This is a genomic window from Mycolicibacterium setense (assembly GCF_000805385.1).
Lineage (GTDB): Bacteria > Actinomycetota > Actinomycetes > Mycobacteriales > Mycobacteriaceae > Mycobacterium > Mycobacterium setense.
In genome coordinates this window covers 687483-705321 of the sequence record NZ_JTJW01000008.1, presented here as the reverse complement: position 1 = coordinate 705321, position 17839 = coordinate 687483, and the positions used below count along the sequence as shown (strand labels likewise).

18 protein-coding genes are annotated in these 17839 nt (G+C 65.1%); 10 read left to right on the top strand and 8 right to left on the bottom strand.

What is annotated here, in order from left to right:
- The first annotated feature begins 20 nt into the window (after positions 1–20).
- On the top strand, positions 21–392 hold the full coding sequence (locus QQ25_RS21615; RefSeq protein WP_234706158.1) for a hypothetical protein: 372 nt from the start codon (positions 21–23) through the stop codon (positions 390–392).
- 83 nt (positions 393–475) lie between these two features.
- Here QQ25_RS21615 and QQ25_RS21610 read toward each other — a convergent pair whose 3' ends face one another.
- The 3 genes from QQ25_RS21610 to QQ25_RS21600 form a co-directional block, all read right to left on the bottom strand.
- Complete coding sequence (locus tag QQ25_RS21610; protein WP_039380909.1) at positions 476–922, bottom strand: Rv2576c family protein; 447 nt, start codon at positions 920–922, stop codon at positions 476–478.
- Between the two features lie 3 nt (positions 923–925).
- Positions 926–1399 (bottom strand): hypothetical protein, encoded by a 474-nt coding sequence (locus tag QQ25_RS21605; RefSeq protein WP_039380908.1) that lies wholly within the window; start codon positions 1397–1399, stop codon positions 926–928.
- A 171-nt stretch (positions 1400–1570) separates the two neighbouring features.
- Positions 1571–2863, bottom strand: coding sequence for a cytochrome P450 (locus QQ25_RS21600; protein WP_039380906.1), 1293 nt, complete (start codon positions 2861–2863; stop codon positions 1571–1573).
- A gap of 191 nt (positions 2864–3054) precedes the next feature.
- Between QQ25_RS21600 and QQ25_RS21595 the strand changes: the two genes are divergently transcribed.
- Positions 3055–3660, top strand: coding sequence for a TetR/AcrR family transcriptional regulator (locus QQ25_RS21595; protein WP_039322577.1), 606 nt, complete (start codon positions 3055–3057; stop codon positions 3658–3660).
- Positions 3661–3836: 176 nt separating this feature from the next.
- Here QQ25_RS21595 and QQ25_RS21590 read toward each other — a convergent pair whose 3' ends face one another.
- A complete protein-coding gene (locus QQ25_RS21590; protein WP_039380905.1) occupies positions 3837–4991 on the bottom strand; it encodes a thiolase family protein in 1155 nt (384 codons plus the stop codon).
- 14 nt (positions 4992–5005) lie between these two features.
- Complete coding sequence (locus QQ25_RS21585; protein ID WP_039380903.1) at positions 5006–5449, bottom strand: Zn-ribbon domain-containing OB-fold protein; 444 nt, start codon at positions 5447–5449, stop codon at positions 5006–5008.
- A gap of 87 nt (positions 5450–5536) precedes the next feature.
- Between QQ25_RS21585 and QQ25_RS21580 the strand changes: the two genes are divergently transcribed.
- Positions 5537–6067: a VOC family protein gene (locus QQ25_RS21580; RefSeq protein WP_039381177.1), complete on the top strand. Its 531-nt coding sequence runs from the start codon at positions 5537–5539 to the stop codon at positions 6065–6067.
- 108 nt (positions 6068–6175) lie between these two features.
- Here QQ25_RS21580 and QQ25_RS21575 read toward each other — a convergent pair whose 3' ends face one another.
- Positions 6176–6892 (bottom strand): enoyl-CoA hydratase/isomerase family protein, encoded by a 717-nt coding sequence (locus QQ25_RS21575; RefSeq protein ID WP_039322569.1) that lies wholly within the window; start codon positions 6890–6892, stop codon positions 6176–6178.
- A 58-nt stretch (positions 6893–6950) separates the two neighbouring features.
- Between QQ25_RS21575 and QQ25_RS21570 the strand changes: the two genes are divergently transcribed.
- The 5 genes from QQ25_RS21570 to QQ25_RS21550 all read left to right on the top strand — a co-directional run bounded on the left by QQ25_RS21570 (position 6951) and on the right by QQ25_RS21550 (position 13016).
- Entirely contained in the window at positions 6951–8492 is a 1542-nt protein-coding gene (locus tag QQ25_RS21570) for an AMP-binding protein (protein ID WP_039381175.1), read from the top strand.
- A gap of 79 nt (positions 8493–8571) precedes the next feature.
- The gene (locus tag QQ25_RS21565) at positions 8572–9762 is read left to right on the top strand and encodes an amidohydrolase family protein (RefSeq protein WP_039322567.1); all 1191 of its coding nucleotides are present in this window, start codon (positions 8572–8574) and stop codon (positions 9760–9762) included.
- 13 nt (positions 9763–9775) lie between these two features.
- Complete coding sequence (locus QQ25_RS21560) at positions 9776–11281, top strand: FadD3 family acyl-CoA ligase (protein ID WP_082017627.1); 1506 nt, start codon at positions 9776–9778, stop codon at positions 11279–11281.
- A 143-nt stretch (positions 11282–11424) separates the two neighbouring features.
- On the top strand, positions 11425–12357 hold the full coding sequence (locus tag QQ25_RS21555; RefSeq protein ID WP_039380900.1) for an Rv1363c family protein: 933 nt from the start codon (positions 11425–11427) through the stop codon (positions 12355–12357).
- On the top strand, positions 12354–13016 hold the full coding sequence (locus QQ25_RS21550; protein ID WP_039380898.1) for a twin-arginine translocation pathway signal: 663 nt from the start codon (positions 12354–12356) through the stop codon (positions 13014–13016). Before QQ25_RS21555 ends, QQ25_RS21550 begins: the two co-directional genes overlap by 4 nt.
- Positions 13017–13154: 138 nt before the next feature.
- Here the strand turns inward: QQ25_RS21550 and QQ25_RS21545 are convergent, their stop codons facing one another.
- On the bottom strand, positions 13155–13742 hold the full coding sequence (locus QQ25_RS21545; protein ID WP_039380896.1) for an AfsR/SARP family transcriptional regulator: 588 nt from the start codon (positions 13740–13742) through the stop codon (positions 13155–13157).
- Positions 13743–13945: 203 nt separating this feature from the next.
- Between QQ25_RS21545 and QQ25_RS21540 the strand changes: the two genes are divergently transcribed.
- Complete coding sequence (locus QQ25_RS21540; protein WP_082017626.1) at positions 13946–15178, top strand: low temperature requirement protein A; 1233 nt, start codon at positions 13946–13948, stop codon at positions 15176–15178.
- On the opposite strand, the gene QQ25_RS21535 is transcribed toward QQ25_RS21540, so the two are convergent.
- Positions 15151–16431 (bottom strand): MFS transporter, encoded by a 1281-nt coding sequence (locus tag QQ25_RS21535; protein ID WP_039380894.1) that lies wholly within the window; start codon positions 16429–16431, stop codon positions 15151–15153. The two genes, QQ25_RS21540 and QQ25_RS21535, sit on opposite strands and share 28 nt — an antisense overlap.
- A 319-nt stretch (positions 16432–16750) precedes the next feature.
- Between QQ25_RS21535 and QQ25_RS21530 the strand changes: the two genes are divergently transcribed.
- Positions 16751–17365, top strand: a complete 615-nt coding sequence (locus tag QQ25_RS21530) for a MerR family transcriptional regulator (RefSeq protein WP_101906088.1) — start codon at positions 16751–16753, stop codon at positions 17363–17365.
- Positions 17366–17839: the final 474 nt, after the last annotated feature.

The window sequence follows — 17839 nt, the reverse complement described above, 5'->3', positions numbered from 1 at the left end:
GCAACGTGCGTGTGACGGTGATGGCGACCGCTTCAATGATTGTCGCCGGGATGCTGGCTGCTCCGCAGGCAAACGCGGGACCGCAGACATGTAATGACGCGTTTTGTACGCCGGGCATCAACCCGAACGCGGTGCTCGGCGCTCCGTGCGACAACACCTCGTACTTCGTGTTCGGTGTCGACGCCCGCAACGGGTGGGGAAGGCTGTTGTTCTGCGGGTCGCCGCGGCGCTATGAGCCGCGGTGGTTCCGGTCGCCGCCCATGGTGGGCATTCGCGACGAGAACAGCCTGTGCATCAACGAACAGAACTCCGTGGCGCAGGCGCCGGACGGGCTCTTCCTGAGCTGCGTGCCGATGAACGGTGAGACGCGTTGGCTCCGCGGCGACGCCTGATCTGAACACTCGAGAAATGCCTGAGGGCGACGCGGACCGCGTCGCCCTCAGGCATTTTGACGTCCAGTGGTGAACCGCGAGGGCTACCAGTTCCGAATCGAGCACAGCGCGCCCTTGGGGCCGCTATTGGTCTTGACCACCACGCCGTCGACCGCCAGTTTGCAGTTGAACCCGGGGGTCGGAAGGTTCGGTGACTCGCCGCTCTGCACCAGGACCATGGCCCACAGGTCCGGATCGGCGAGCATGGCATCGAATACCCACGGCTTGTCCGGTGCGATGTCCACATCCGCTCTCGGACTGAACTGGTACGGATTGTGGCTGTAGTCCGAGAAGATATCGGGCTCGCTGTCGCGGTAGTAGATGTGGGCCCAGTACGGAGCGTCGGCGGTCACGGTGTACTGCACATGGTGCAGCGGCGGACCGGGCGGCGCCGGATCGTCGGCGAATGCCGGTGCGGCGGTGGCGATTGCGCCGGCCGCCAGCGCAGTGCTTGTCGCGATGGTCAGGGCTCGGGTAGTTGGGTAGCGCATCGATCACATCCTCGTCAGGGTGAACGGGTAGGTGAAGGAGCCACCGGGAGCGCCGTCGCAGCCGGCATCGAACGTGGAGACCATCTCGCCCGCAAGGGTGTTCGCGTCCCACGTGTAGACGTCGTGGGTCGGGATGGTGGGCCCGTAATAGATGTCCCCGCACCGCAGGCCGTAGAATTCATCGATCGTCAAGGTGTAGCGACCGTCGACCAGCCTTGCGTCGCCACGGTTGGAGACCGCCTTGGCAACTGGCTGCGGGATGGTCACGATGGTGATGCAGTCCTTCTGCCTGACGTCGGACCCAGGCTCGCGACACGGCGTAATCGCCGACCACAACCAGGTGTGGAAATCCCTGCGGTCGGGCATGTTGAGGCTGTAGTTGCCGAAAAACATGGCCTGCGACGGGGGTGCCAAGGCGATTGCCGTCCCCAACCCGAGCACGGCGCTCATCGCCATGCGGATCAAGCTGGACTTCACAGGCACACCTCCACGGATCGGCACTGGTCGGCTGACTATAGAACGAGATCGCGCCCCACCGTGCCGAAACCGGAATCTCGTCTTCGCCAGCGAGATTGTTATTCTCGCAATCGGAGAATAACAAATACGGCGGAGACGAGATCCGCGGATTCGTCTGTCCGAACGATCGGGTCAGCGCACCGGCTTGAACGTGATGTTCAAGTCGGTCAGGCCGCGCAGGATGAAGGTCGGCTCGTAGTTGTAGCGACGGTCGTCGGCCGGGCCGTGGAACGTCTCGTCGATCCCGATATCGGCCATCCGGTCGAGGATCCGCTCCAACGACACCCGGCCCTCGACACGGGCCAGCGGGCCACCGGGGCAGCTGTGCACACCACGACCGAACGCGATGTGTTCGCGAACATTCTTGCGGTCGAGGCTGAAGGTGTGTGGATCCTCGAATCGGACCGGGTCGCGGTTCACCGCACCGGGGCACACCATGAGTGTGGTGCCGGCCGGTACGTCGATGTCGCCGAGCTTGGTGTCCTTCTTGGCCAGCCGGAACTGACTCTTGACGGGGGCATCCATCCGCAGGGCTTCCTCGACGAAGGTCGGGATGCGGCTGCGGTCGTCGCGCAGGGCCTGCTGGATGTCCGGACGATCGCCGAGCACGCGCAGTGATGCGGAGAGCAGTTTGGTGGTGGTCTCCTGGCCGGCTGCGAAGAGGAACGTCGCTGACCGGACGACCTCGATGATGGGCGGCACGGAGCCGTCCGGGTAGTTCGCCGTGGCGAGTGCCGTCAGCACATCGTCGCGCGGTTCCTTTCGACGGTCTTCGAGGTAACGGCTGAACTTGTCGTCGAGCCATTCCAGCGGATTGCTCGCAACGAGGTCGCCATCGAGGGAGCCGACCTGAGCCCCCGGCCGGGGCGCGCCCAGCACCGTGCGGAACTCCTCGTGGTCCTCTTCCGGTACGCCCAGCATGTCGGCGATCACCAGTAGGGAGAAGGGCTTGGCGTAAGCGCTGAGGAACTCGCACTTGCCGTCGGCGATGAAGTCATCGAGGCACTGGTCGGCCAGCCGCCACATGAAGTCCTCGTTCTCCTTCAACCGCCGCGGCGTCAGCAGCCGGTTGAGCAGGGAACGGGCGTTGGTGTGGTCCGGTGGGTCCATGGTGACCATGTGCTCGAACATCGGCATCTGTGCGCGGTGCGCGGCGATCTGCTCGGTGATGTCCGAACCTTCGGGGGTGAACGGCAGCGGCGGGAACGGGCCCGCAACCGCGATGCAGGACGAGAAGAGGTCGGTGTCCTTGAGGACCGTGGTGGCCTCCTCGAACCCGGTGATCGCCATGACGCCGTAGTTCGGTTCCTTCACAACGGGGCACTTGCTGCGCAGGTGATCGAAGTACGGGTGCGGGTCGGGCACCAGCGACGGGTCGGTGAAGTAGTCGACAGTGTCGTAGTCGGTCGTGCTGGAATCGGTCATCGTGTGCACTGCCTCTCGAAATCGATATGCGCTGCGGTGGTTTCGCGACGGGCTGCACCGTGCGAAGGATTTTCGAAAATTGCTGAGCACCTGCTTAGCATGGCGGTAGAGTCGTGGTCAAGATCACTTGACTGGATGAAAGTTACGATCAGCCGGACGTTGTGGTGGACAGGCCGTGAGGAGGACCGGGTATGGCATCCGCGCGCAGGATCGGAGCGCCCGACGCGAAGAACCGGATCGTGCTGCTCGACGCTGCCGAGTCGCTGATGATCGAGGAGGGATACGTCGCGGTCACATCCCGCCGGGTGGCCGAGCGGGCCGGTCTCAAGCCCCAGCTGGTGCACTACTACTTCCGCACCATGGACGACCTGTTCCTGGCGGTGTTCGCGCGGCGTGCGGAGGAGGGGTTGGCCGCGCAGGCCGAAGCCCTGAACTCCCCGCAGCCGCTGTGGGCGTTGTGGCGGTTCGGCACCGACCAGAGCGCAACGCGCCTGACGATGGAGATGACGGGGCTCGCCAACCACCGACCGGTGCTCCGGGCCGAGATCGGCCGCTATGCCGAGATGTTCCGTGAGGCGGAAACCAAGGCGATCGATGGGGCACTGCGGCGCTACGGCGTGGATGCGTCCGAGGTGCCGCCGATCGTCTGGACGTTCATCGCGGCCAGTGTGTCGCGGGTGATGGTGATGGAGCAGGCGCTCGGAATGACCGCGGGCCACGCCGAGGTGATGGAGTTCTGCGAGGGCTGGCTGCGCCGCCTGGAAGGCGAGCCGCAGCCGCTGGAACTGCCGGCCTGACGTCATTGCCGGGCCGGCATCCCGGGAATGTCAGACCGGGATGGAAACCGCATTTCCATATCGTAGAACCAAATTCTCGCTGGAGCGAGGGCGCGGTGAGTTCCGGTGCGCGACCAGACACAGAATCGCAAGAAAGGGGCTGAAATCCTGCGAATCTGCGTCTGGTCGCCGGGGAGCTAGAGCGACAGGATGGTGGCCGAGGCCGTTCCCGGCGCGCCGTACACCTGAGCCAGGCCGACGCGGGGGTTGCCCGGCACCTGGCGGTCGCCTGCCTCGCCACGGAGCTGACGCACCAACTCGTGCATCTGGCGAAGACCCGAGGCGCCGATCGGTTCGCCGTTGGCGATCAGGCCGCCGTCGGTGTTGACCGGAATCGATCCGCCGATCTCGGTGGCCCCGTCGGCCAGCAGCTTCTCCTGCTCGCCATCGGCACACAATCCGGTCTCGGCCATGTGGATCACCTCCGCACCGGCATCGGTGTCCTGCAACTGGGCGAGGTCCACGTCCTCGGGGCCGATGCCCGCGGCCTCATAGGCGGCCCTGGCGGCGAAGACCGTCGGTGACGGGTCCTCGTCGAGGGGCGCCGACGTGCCGTGCACCTCGTACGCGCCGAACGTGCGGGTCCGGATCTCGCTGGCCCGCACATACACCGGCTTGTCGGTGTACTTGTGGGCGATGTCGGCACGGCACATGATCACTGCGGCCGCCCCTTCATCGGGAGCGCAGAACATGTACTGGCGCAGCGGATAATTCAGGACCGGCGAGGCCATGATCTCCTCGACCGAGATCTCCTTGCGCCGGAAGGCATTCGGGTTCTTCTCGCCATTGCGGAAGTTCTTGTTGGCCACCCGCGCCAGCGTCTCCTCGGAGATGTTGTGCTTGTGGATGTAGTGATTGGCCTTCATCCCGAAGAATTTGGTGGTGACGAACTGGCCGTTTTCGGCATACCACTGCGGCAGTGCGAGTTTGGCGGGATCGTCGGTGAACGCGCCGCGCGGGTGCTTGTCCAGACCGATCGCGATGCCGATGTCGTACTTGCCCAACCGGATGGTGTCGGCGGTCTGCTGGATCGCGCTCGCGGCGGTGGCGCAGGCGTTGAACACGTTGGTGAACGTGATGCCGGTGAGCCCGACGAGACGGGTGACCGCATCGGGATTCGACACCTCATAGCTGCCGCCGAAGCCGAACTGGATGTCTTTCCATTGCAGGCTGGCGTCGTCGAGCGCGAATTGGATTGCCTCGGCACCCATCTGCATCGCGGTCTTGTCGAACCGGCCGAAGGGGTGCAGGCCGACGCCGATGATGGCTACATCATTCGCGGAATTGCTCATGTTGCGCGGCCTTTCTAGACGGGCTGGAAGGCGAAGGTGACAACTTCGTTGCCGTCTTCGTCGGTGGTGAAGGGGATCATGGTGAGTTCGACGTCCATGCCGAATTGCAGTTTGGCTGGGTCGTTTTCGGTGAGGCGGCCTTCGACGCGTAGCACGGGTCCGTTGTCGTCGGCGAGTTCGACGAGACCGACGCCGAAGGGTGCGAAGTCTTTTCCGGTGGGTCCCTTGTAGGGGGCTCCGGGCGGGAAGCCCTGGGTGGTCCAGGCGATGACGGTGCCGCGGCGGGGGAGGCGGACCTCTTCGGTGTTGCCGCCGGAGCACTTGGGGCAGCGGGCCTGGGCGGGAAACGCGGTGGCCGTGCAGTCAGTGCAACGGCTGCCGATCAGCTGGGGTTCGGCGTCGGGCCACGTCGAGATCTCGGGCGCCAGAGCAATCTGTGTTGACACGTCGCTGACGATAACCGGAAATGCAATTCTCGTCTAGTGAGAACCGACTGGCGATAGGCTCATCGCGGCAGTTGAGACCGTGTGACAGATGGAGGCGGCGTGAGCGAGCTCTTACCAGGAGAGGTCCGCCAGATCGGGTATGTGGTGACCGATCTGGACGACGCGATGGCGGGCTGGCTCAAGATGGGTGTCGGGCCCTGGTTCGTGATCCGAAATCTGTCGCAGCGGGTGACCTATCGCGGTGCTCCTTGTGAGGTGAAACTGTCCCTCGCGCTCTCCAACAGCGGCGATCTCCAGGTCGAGCTCATCCAACAACTCGATGACACGCCCAGCATCTTCACCGAGTTTCTCGGCGACACCGCCGGCCACGGAGGAGGCTTTCACCAACTTGCGTACTGGACAGACGATTTCGATGCCGCGATGGAGAATCTCGGCGAGGCCGGCTGGCCCCAGGTGTGGACGGGAGGGGAAGGCGACGGCGTTCGGTTCGCCTACTTCGAGCCGCCGACGGGTGCCTCGATCGTCGAGATCATGGAGTTGACCGAGGCCTCAGCGGGCATGGCCACCTATGTGCGTTCCCAGGCGGCCGGCTGGGACGGCAGCGATCCGATCCGAGAGTTGGGTGGTTGACTCGGCCGAGCGATCCCCCCGCGCCGAAACAGCATTCCAGCAGGCCAGTACTCGAACTTTTCCTGACGGAATACCGTTTCGGCGCCGTGGTGGGCAGACGTGGCCGACCTACTTGCTCTTGTTCATCACCTTCTCGGCCGCGGCCCAGTGCTCGTCTGAGCACCAGAGCCGGGCGAATGCGGAAACCGCCTCGGTGGTCGACACCCCGTTGATCACCCGCTTGACCTCACCGGCCTGACGCCGGGCCAGCAGCTGCGCCGTCGACCGCCAGGTCTCGGCGAACTCGGCGCGGGGGACCACCTGGTCGATCAGGCCGACCTGCTCGGCCTCACGGGCGCCGAGAATCCGACCGGTTCCGGCCAGCAGCAGCGCCCGGCTGCGGCCGACCAGGGTGGCGAGCCGCTCGGCCCCGCCCCAGGCCGGCATGATCGCCAGCGCGACCTGGTTGAAGCCGATCCTGATGTCGTCAGCGGCAATTCGGATGTCCGCGGCCACCGCGACCTCGGCTCCGCCACCCAGGGCGTGGCCGTTCAACGCTGCGATCACCGGTCCGTCGAAACCGGCGATGCGGTCGCAGATCGTGCGCATCCGCCAGGCCATCTCGGACGCCTCGAGTTCGGTGCGCAGGGCCGCCAGTTCCTTGAGGTCGCCCCCGGAGACGAAGGCACGGTCGCCGCCGCCGGTGATCGCCAGGGCACGCGCGCCGGCCGCGCCGTCGAGCGCCTTGTTCAGCGCATCCATCGTGTCCAGCGAGATGGCATTGCGTGCCTGAGGCCGGTCGATCGTGATGACCGCCAGTTCGCCGTCGATTTCGAGGTCGACCATCAAACGTTCTCCAGTTCCGGGATTGGCATTCTCGTCTGATGAGAATAACATCACCGATGTGCGCGACATCCCCGTTGAGCTGACCAAACGGTACGTCGAAGAAGGCTGGTGGCGACCCGAAACCCTGGGCCAGATGCTGGCCGACGGCCTGGCTGCCAGTCCCGATGCCAGCTTCCATGTGCACTCCGCGACGCGTCCGTACCAGGGCACGTTCGGCGACGTCGAGCACACCGCACGGCGCCTGGCCGCCGGCCTCCGGGACCGCGGCGTCGGACCCGGCGACGTCGTGGCCATGCAGCTGCCGAACTGGATGGAAGCCGCCGTCGCGTTCTGGGCGTCGGCGTTCCTGGGCGCGGTGACGGTGCCGATCGTGCACTTCTACGGGCGCAAGGAACTCGGCCACATCATGGCCACCGCGAAACCGAAGGTGTTCATCACCACCGAGCAATTCGGTCGGATGAAGTTCCAGCCGGACCTGTGCGCCGATGTGCCGATCGTCGGCCTCGTGGGGCAGGACTCGTACACCGACCTCCTCGCCGACGAACCGATGACTGGCACCCTGACCACGGATCCGGCGGCGCCGGCCCTGATCGCCTTCACTTCTGGCACCACCCGCGATCCCAAAGGCGTCATCCACAGTCACCAGACACTGGGCTTCGAAACCCGCCAATTACTCGAGAACTATCCGCCGGACCGGGGGCGTCAACTCACCGCCACGCCCGTCGGGCATTTCATCGGCATGGTCGGTGCCTTCCTGATTCCGGTGCTTGAGGGCGCCCCGATCGACCTGTGCGACGTATGGGACCCGGGCAAGGTCCTGGAGCTGATCGAGCGGGACGAATTGTCGATCGGTGGCGGTCCGCCGTACTTCGTCACCAGCCTGATGGATCACCCGAAGTTCAACGAACGTCATCTGGCCCGGTTCACCACCGTCGGCCTGGGCGGCTCGACGGTGCCCGCGGCCGTCACCCGGCGCCTGGCCGATCTGGGTCTGTTCGTCTTCCGCTCCTATGGCAGCACCGAGCATCCGTCGATCACCGGATCCGGTGCGTCGGCTCCAGAGGCCAAGCGGTTGTACACCGATGGCAATGCGCGCCCCGGCGTTGAGATCCGACTCGGGCCGGACGGCGAAATCTTCAGCCGCGGACCCGATCTGTGTCTGGGCTACACCGACGATGCGCTGACCGCAAAGCATTTCGACGACGATGGCTGGTATCGCACCGGTGACATCGGCGTACTCGACGAGGACGGGTACCTGACGATCACCGACCGCACCACCGACCTCATCATCCGCGGCGGCGAGAACATCAGCGCGCTGGAGGTGGAGGAGGTGCTGCTCGGACTGCCGGACGTGATCGAGGCGATCGTGGTGGCCGCTCCGGACGCACGACTGGGAGAGCGGGTGGCCGCCGTTCTCCGGGTCCGCGACGGCGGCACGATGCCCACCCTGGATCAGGTGCGGGCCCATTTCGAGTCCACCGGCGTGGCCCGGCAGAAGTGGCCGGAAGAGCTTCATCAGGCCGACGACTTTCCCCGCACGGCCAGCGGGAAGGTGCAGAAGTACGTCATCCGTCAGGAGATTGCTGCGATCACCCGCTGAGCAGCCCTTCGGGCAGGCGGGGCATTGCGGCCATCATCAAGTGAGAATATGATTCTCTCGAATTGCAAAGGAGTTTTCCATGGGACAACTGTCGCATAGGGTCGACATTCCGTTTCCGCTGTTCGATGCGGACAATCACCTCTACGAGCCACCCGAGGCGCTGACGACGTACCTCCCCAGGGAGTACAAGGACATCGTCCAGTACGTCGAGATCAACGGCCGGACCAAGATCGCGATCAAGGGCCAGATCAGCAACTACATCCCGAACCCCACGTTCTCGGTGGTCGCCAAGCCGGGCGCGTGGGAGGAGTACTTCAAGTTCGGCAACCCCGACGGAAAGAGCAAGCGTGAGCTCTTCGGTGAGCCGATGAAGTCCATCCCGGCGTTCTTCGAGCCGGCTCCGCGTCTGGAATTGATGGATGAGCTGGGCCTCGACCGCAGCCTGATGTTCCCGACGCTGGCCAGCCTGATCGAGGAGCGGCTCCGCGACGATCCGGTCGCCATCCACGTCATCATCCACTCGCTGAACCAGTGGCTGGACGAGGTCTGGGGCTTCAACTACAAGAACCGCATCTTCACCACCCCGGTGATCACCCTGCCGCTCGTCGACAAGGCCATCGAGGAACTGGAATGGGCAGTCAAGCGCGGTGCCCGGGCCATCCTGGTCCGTCCGGCACCGGTGCCCGGATTCCGCGGCCCGCGCTCGTTCGCCCTGCCGGAGTTCGATCCGTTCTGGCAGAAGTGTGTCGAGTACGACGTCTTCGTCGGAATGCACTCCTCGGACAGCGGCTACTCCCGTTACACCTCGGAGTGGGACGGCGCGGCGCAGGAGATGCTGCCGTTCCAGACCAACGCGATGTCGATCCTCAACGAGTGGCGCCCGATCCAGGATGCCGTGGCCTCCTGGGTGATTCACGGTGCGCTGTTCCGCTTCCCGACTCTCAAGGTCGGCATCGTCGAGGCCGGGTCGAAGTGGATGTTCCCGCTGCTCGACTCGATGGCCGAGGTCTACAAGAAGGCCCCCGAGGCGTTCCTGGGCAATCCGATGGAAGAGATCAAGAACCGCATCTACGTCAGCCCGTTCTACGAAGAGGGCATCGACGAGCTGATCAACCTGATCGGCGTGGACCAGGTGCTCTACGGTTCCGACTGGCCGCACCCGGAAGGCCTGGCCGAGCCGACCCACTACGTGACCGCGCTTGAGCACCTCGCCGTCGAGGACCAGGCGAAGATCATGGGCGGCAACCTGAGCCGACTGGTCACCGTCTAAAGGGGCCGGACGCATCGAACAGTGGCAGACCATCCCCGGGATGGTCTTGAGTGCAGCGGACCGATTCGGCGATGCCGAGGCTCTCGTCGACTATGGCGACAATCCGGCTGGGGCCGACGGTCCGCTGCGCCTGTCCTTCACCGAACTCGTCGGGCGTATCCGGAAAGCATCGGGTGCGTTCGCCGAGTTCGGCGTCGCCAAGGGGGACCGGGTTGCGGTCTGGGCGCCTAATTCGGCCGAGTGGATCATCGCGGCGTTCGGGATCATGGCCGCCGGCGCCGTCCTGGTCCCCGTCAACACCCGGTTCAAGGCCGAGGAGGCCGCCGATGTGGTGGCGTGCAGCGGCGCCAAGGCCGTGATGGTCCAAAAGGGTTTCCTCGGACAGGAATTCGATTTCGCCGGGAACGGTCTCGAGGTCCCGGTCATCGATCTGAAGTCCGACTTCTTGAGTAGTGGGTCGCCGTTCGTCAGGGACGTGCAACCCACCGACGTCGCGGACGTCATCTTCACCTCGGGCACCACCGGTAGGCCCAAGGGCGCCATGATGAACCACAGTCAGACGCTGCGGGCGTACGAGGAGTGGGCCACTCTGGCGGATCTGCGCGAGCGCGATCGCTACCTGATGATCAATCCCTACTTTCACACCTTCGGGTTGAAGGCCGGGTTGGTGGCCTCCTTCCTGCGCGGCGCCACGATGCTGCCGGTCGCAGTGTTCAACATCGACAATGTCGTGGAACTGATTGAGCGCGAACGCATCACGATGTTGCCGGGCCCCCCAACGCTGTACCACTCACTGTTGGCGGTGGCGGACCGCGACCGGCTGGCGACACTGCGGGCCGGGGTGACGGGTGCCGCCGACATCCCGGTGGAACTGGTGCGACGCATCCGCGAGGAACTGCCGTTCCAGACCTTGATGACCGGATACGGTCTCACCGAGGCGGGCAACGTCACGCTGTCGCGGCCAGGTGACTCGGCCGAGGACGTGGCCACCACCGCCGGGCTGCCGTGCGAGGGCATCGACGTACGCATCGCCGACGACGGCGAGGTGCTGGTGCGCGGGTACAACGTGATGCAGGGCTACCTGGATGACCCGACGGCCACCGCCGAGGCGATCGACGACGACGGCTGGCTGCACACCGGAGATCTCGGCGAGTTCACCGAGTCCGGGCGGTTGCGGATCGTGGGCCGTAAGAAAGACATGTTCATCGTCGGTGGCTTCAACGCCTACCCGGCCGAGATCGAAGGATTCCTGCTCAAGCACCCGGCGATCGCGCAGGTTGCTGTGATCGGCGCACCCGACGAGCGGATGGGGCAGGTGGGCAAGGCGTTCGTGGTGCTGCGGGACGAGCCGGGCACCGCGACTGTGGCGGCCGAGGAGCTGATCGCCTGGAGCCGCGAGCGGATGGCCGGCTACAAGGTGCCCCGTTATGTCGAGTTTCTCGACGAACTTCCACTCAACGCCACCGGCAAGGTGATGAAGAATCAGCTTGAGGCGCGGGTAACGGCCACTCCGCGCTAATTGAACGCACAGCCCGTAAACATCATTTCCGCAGCTAAATGGCCATTTAAGTGCCTGCTGCCGATGATGTACTCTCGGGTCACTACCGCAAACTGATAACGTAATTCTCGTTAAGCAGGCTGCTGAACGGACAGGAGGTCGGCATGCCGTCCCGCAAGCCTTCGTCGCCGGTACTCGATACTAGCGAAGATGACGCGTCGCCGAGCGACGCACTCAAATTGGCCGAACAGGCCGAAGCCGAGGCCGCAGAGGCCGAAGCCGTCGCGGCCGCCGCGCGCGCCCGGGCCCGCGCCATCCGGTTGCGCAACGAAGTTGCCGCGGACAAGGGCGCCGCTGACGCGACCGAGGCCGACGACGACACCGCTGACGAGGTGGCCACGTCGGAGCCTGCCGTCGCCCCCGAGACCGACCCCGACCCCGAAGACACCGACGACGCCGACACGCCTGAGATCACCGAGACCGCCGGCGCCGACGCAGAGACGGACGCCGTCGAGGCAGAGCCGATCGAGAAAACCGAGACACCTGAGCCCGCAGCAGACGCAGAGGCCGTCAAGGGCAAGTTGTCGCGGCTGCCGCGCGTACGGGTATCGCGTCTGTTCTGGAAGGTGCTGGCGAGCTGCCTGACACTGATCGTCATCGCAGGACTGCTCAGCTTCAGCGGCTGGATGATCTGGCATCACCGCCAGGCTGAGCACCGCCAGCAGCTGGCGGCCGAGTACACCGCTGCCGCTCGCCAAACCGTCGTCACGCTCATGTCACTGGACTTCAACCACGCCCAAGATGCCGTCAAGAACATCCTCGACAACTCGACGGGCGAGTTCCGGGAAGATTTCGAGGCTCAGTCCAAGGACTTCGTGAAGCTGGCTCAGGACGCGAAAGTGGTGACCGAGGCGAACGTGACCGGCGCCGCGGTGGACACCATGGACGACAAGAACGCCGTCGTGCTGGTGGCGGTGAACACCCAGGTCACCAACACGAGCGGGGCCAACAAACAGGCGCGGCCGTGGCGGGTGGCAGTCAATATGGTCCGCGAAGGTGACCAGATCAAGCTGTCGAAAGTCGAGTTCGTGCCGTGACCCTGGATCAGGACATCAAAGAGACCGAGAAGGCCGACAGCGAGACGGCCGACACCGAGACGGCCGTAGACACGGAGGAAACCGTCGAAGCCGGTGAGGAGCAGGCAGAGCTCGACACGGCCGGCGACAGCGACGCGGCTGCCTCTGAGCCGCCGGGAGGCTGGGCGCAGAAGCTCAAGAGGCTGTGGTTCCCGCTGGCACTCGTAGTGGCGCTGATCGCGTCGGCCGCGCTGGCCGGATGGCTGTACTTCGCGCAGTTCCGCGCCGACCAGCAGACCGGGCCGGCAGCGTCGGCGACGGTTCTCAAGGCCGCCGGCGACGGCACGGTCGCCCTGCTGAGCTATGCACCGGACAGTCTCGATCGGGATTTCTCCGCCGCCAAATCGCACCTGACCGGCGACTTCCTGTCGTACTACACCCAGTTCACGCAGGAGATCGTCGCCCCCGCCGCCAAGCAGAAGTCGGTCAAGACCACCGCGGCAATCGTGCGTTCGGCCGTCTCGGAGATTCACCCCGATTCGGCGACCGTGCTGGTGTTCGTCAATCAGGCCACGACGAGCGCGGAGAACCCCAACGGGAGTTTCGCGGCCAGCGCCGTCAAAGTCGGGATGAGCAAGATCGACGGCAACTGGTTGATCTCATCGTTCGATCCGGTGTAACTCGCTGACCCAACCCGTGGGAGCGTCAGTCCTGAGCGTGACGTTCGTAGGCCCAGCGCGCCAGCCACGTCTGTGTTTCGTGCACCGCCAGCGCGGTGACCGCTGCACTGGCTGCGAAGAGGACGAGCAGTAGCGCGCTCATGGCAGGCACCCGGCGTTCTCGTTGTAGTAGGAGCCGCCGTGTGAACCGGCTCGGCGAGGCGCGCCCGCCAACGCGTAGCGCGTTACCTGCCTCTGTGTGGTGCCGCCGGCCGTGTCGAGAACCGCGCGCTTGATGGACCGGTAGCGATCGCGCTCGGCGGCACACCAGGCGTCGGGCCAGCCTTCGAGCAGGTCACTGCTTCGCAGCAGCCGATGCAGGACGGGGGCGGCGACCGCGGGTATGGGCCGTCCGTCGAGCCGCTCTATCGACTCGTGCATCGCGAGCGCCTCGTGCCAGTCGACCTTCACCTCGGGCGCCAGGCTGACGTACTGATGCTGTACGACGAGCAACGCGTCGGCGCCCAGCGGTCGCAATCGCCACAGCGCCGACCGCAGGGAGGACACGGCCTTGTGCGGCGGGCTGCCCGGCCACAGCAGGTCACACACCCAGCTGCGGTGCAGCTCACGGCGCTTCACAGCGGCCAGCGCCACCAACCGGCGACATGACGGCGGCAATACCACCGGCTCCATGTCGCGGTATACGGCGAATTCGCCGAGGACGTTCAGCGTGAATTGCTTGGACACACGCTCATCCTCGAATCTGGCAGCGGCGGTGACATCAGTAGTGCACTACCTGTATTTGGAGTACGTTTCCGCCACCACGCCGTCGACAATCCGTGGCTCGGCGCGCCGATGCGGTGGAATTGCGGTGCAATCTGGCGAGAGAAGGACATACAAGTGTGAACGAAATCAGACCGGGCCCGGTTCAAACCCATCGGCTGAGCCGGATGAGCGGACGTGATCCGCACGAAGAGCACCGGGTCGCGACCCCGCTGGAATTGTTGTTCGACCTGACCTTTGTGATCGCATTCGGGGTGGCGGCCTCGCAGTTCGCGCATCTGATGGCCGAGAGCCACGTGTCGGCCGGGCTGGCGGGTTTCGGGTTCTCCGCATTCGCGATCTGGTGGGCGTGGATGAACTTCACCTGGTTCGCCTCCGCCTATGACACCGACGACTGGATCTACCGGGTGATGACCATGCTGCAGATGGTCGGCGTCATCATCCTCGCGATGGGCATACCTCCGGTCTTCGCCTCGATCGAACACGGCGGCCACGTCGACAACGTGGTGATGGTGGCCGGGTATGTGGTGATGCGAATTGCGTTGGTGGGGCAGTGGTTACGGGCCGCGATGCAGGACCCGCCCCGCCGTTCGGCGTGCCTGACCTACGCATGCGCGGTCGTCGTCGCGCAGATCGGGTGGGTGGTGCAGATATTCGTGCAGACCTCTCTGACGGTCTTCTTCGTCACCGCGTTGGTACTGATGGTCGTCGAGATCAGTGGGCCGATGCTGGCCGAGCGGCTGATGGGCGGCACGCCGTGGCACGCCCATCACGTCGCCGAGCGCTACGGGCTGCTCGCGATCATCGCGTTGGGCGAAGGCGTGGTCGGCACGGTGGCATCGCTGACCGCGGCGGTGGGGGAGCACGGCTGGTCGACCGATGCGATCCTGCTCGTGGCCGCCGGAATCGGGCTGACCTTCGGGATGTGGTGGGTGTATTTCCTGGTTCCGGCCGGCGCCCTGCTGCATGCCCAGCGCACGTTGTCGTTCTGGTACGGATATCTGCACCTTGCGGTGTTCGCGGCGATCGTGGCCACCGGCGCGGGATTACACGTGGCCGCCTACTACGTCGACGGTGAATCGAAGCTCGGTTCCGTCGGCACGGTGCTGGCCGTGGCGATCCCGGTGGGGATTTACCTGGTGGCGATGTTCGTCATCTATTCAGTCCTGGTGCGGGAGTTCGATCTGGTGCACGCTGTGCTGCTGGTGCTCGCCGCGGTGGTCCTGGTGGTGGCGGTGGTGCTGGCCGCGCACGGGACGCCGATGGCGGTGTGTCTGTTGGTCGTCACCGCGGCACCGGTGGTGGTGGTCGTCGGGTTCGAGGCGGTCGGGCATCGGCACGCCGCCGAGATCGTCGGCCGGCGCGTGGAGCGTCACTTGCCGGGGCGAGCCTCGGGGTGAGGCTCGAAGCCTTCCAACAGCATTCGTTCCTGCTCGGCCGCCAGCAGCCGTCGGGTCTTGGTACGGGTGATCAGGATCCCGATCGTGGCCAGGATCCACACCGCGTACTGCACCGACCAGGCCAGGCGGAACGAGGCGAAGGAGTAGCTGTCGGTGCCGGACAGGATCAGGCCCATGGCCTGCATCACCAGCAGCGCGGCCAGGAAACCGCCCATGTTCACCATGCCCTGGGCGGTGCCGAGCGTATGGCTCGGATTGAAGGTGCGGGCGAAGTCGAAGCCGACCATCGAACCGGGGCCGCCCACCGAGATGACGACGATGAGCAGCACCAGCAACCAGACCGGCGCCGGTCCCGGCAGGGCCAGCACCACGGTCCACACCAGGGCGTTGCTGGCGATGATCCAGAGCACCAGACGTGACCGGCGGTGCGGATGGCGGCCTGTGAATACGCCGATCATGATGCCGGCCGAGATGGCGGCCACCACCGAGATGGTCAGCAGCGTGCCCGCCGCGGTTTCCGAAAGTCCCTGAGCCACCGTGAGATACGGCACGCCCCACATCAGTGCGAATACCGTGACCGAGAACTGGGTGCCCATATGGGTGAAGAATCCCAGCCTGGTACCGGGCCGCAACCAGACGGTTTTGATCCGGGAGAGGGTGGTGTGCACGGAGATCGGCTCGGATGTCAGTGCCGAACCGTGCGGGGTGTTGCGGATCAGGGCGAGCGCCAACACGATCACCACCAGCCCGAACGCGGCGACCGACAGGTACGCCGGTGTCCACCCTGAGCCGGTGAGGATGGCAAGGAAGGGTACGGCGGAAAGCACCTGACCGAGCTGCCCGCAGATGCCCGTCAGTTGGGCCACCAGCGGGACCCGCGCGGGCTCGAACCAGTACGGCACCAGCCGGAGAACCGAGATGAAGGTCAATGCGTCGCCAAGGCCGACGATGGCCCTGGCACCGATCGCCGCGGGCAGCGACTCGCTCAGCGCGAGTACGAGCTGGCCGGCCGTCATCAGCGCGGCCCCGCAGACGATGAGCACCCGGGATCCGAAGCGGTCCAACAGCAAGCCGGCGGGTACCTGGGCGGCGGCGTAGACGATCACCTGCAACACGACGAATGTGGAGAGCACGCTCGGGCTCGCGGCAAATCTGTCTGCGGCCTGCAGGCCCGAGACACCGAGGGTGGTGCGGTCGAGGACGGCGATGATATACGCGAGTAGCCCGGTGGCCCACACGATCCAGGGACGCACGCGGGCACCTTTCGTCAAATGTTTTCTCCGGGGCAGACGTACATGCTCTCGCACTGACGCACGGCGAAGCGAGCGGAGTGCATTGCCGCGGTTGTGAATTTGGTCTCGAGGCCGGCTTTATCGTCGTTCATCGAGTTGGCTGAAAATGCACGCTCGTGTGCGATATGAGACGCATGGTGCGGCATATGTCCTGATAGTCGGGCTGCGCGTGGAGTAGTTCGCCATCGGAGGGGTAGACTCGCGAATTCGCTCGTAGCTTTAATCGGGGAGTAGGGTGTCGGCATGAATCGCTGTTCAAACCGGCGCGGAGGACGTCGGCTTGGTTGAGTATCGTCTCGAAGACCTGGCGCGTATTTCCGGCGTCAGCGCTCGCAATATCCGCGCATACCGCGAGCGCGGATTGTTGGACTCACCGCGGCGCGTCGGACGCTCGGCGTATTACGGCGAACGGCATCTGGCCCAGTTGACGGCCATCAGCCAGCTACTGGCCAAAGGTTTCAACTCGGCACACATCGCGGAGTTCTTCGCGGGCTTGCGCAGCGGCAAGGACCTGCCCGAAACCCTGGGAATCGAAGGCTCGGGCTGGTCCCGGCCGAAAACGCTGGCAGCGGACGTGGATCCGCTCGACGACGATGTCCGCGCTCTTGTCGAATTCGGGTTGGTCCGCATCGTCGATGGCTCGGTGGAGGTGCCCGACCCCGCATTGGCCGCGCAGGTCACCGGTGCCGAGGATCAGCGGCGCAGTATCAGGATCGTGGCCCAGCTGGCCCGGTCGACGGATGCGGCGATCGACACGGTCACCGAGTCGGTTGTCGCGGCGCTCACCGCAAGCCGAGGCGCCGTGTCCGATGCCCGCTTGCGTGAGCTGGCCCGGGCCGTGGTGTCGGCCGAGGTGGACCGGGCCCTGCAGAGCGCCTTCGCCACCGCTGAGTGATCCGCGTCGGGGCGTCTTCGTGACTGGGGCCTCCCCCGCCGCATCCTCAAGCCGCGATCGGGGCAGCGGAACTGAAATAGTTACCGGTGAGTAAGATAATCCAGCAAACTTTCTGCTCGGATGCGCGAGATTCGCTAGACAGAATCGGCCGGATTGTCTGCTGGTTCGAGGTCACTTCGAAGGCCGGCATGTGGCGGAAAATTTAGATAACGATTCGATAACAATACTGCCTTGATCTGCGCAGTTATCCCTACTCGACCGTAACCACCTGCCAACAGGACGTTTGTCCCGAATGGCTTTGACGGCCAGTCGGCGCCGCGTAACGTTACCGGCGGTTACCCATGCGTAGAACTCGCCAGTAACCAATCTGAGCGGAAAACGCCCACTGCCTCTTATGACACTCTTAGTACGGCGGGAATGCGAGCGACACCGTCCGGAGAGTTCCGGCGGCCCGCGTTCCAGCCTGATTCGACG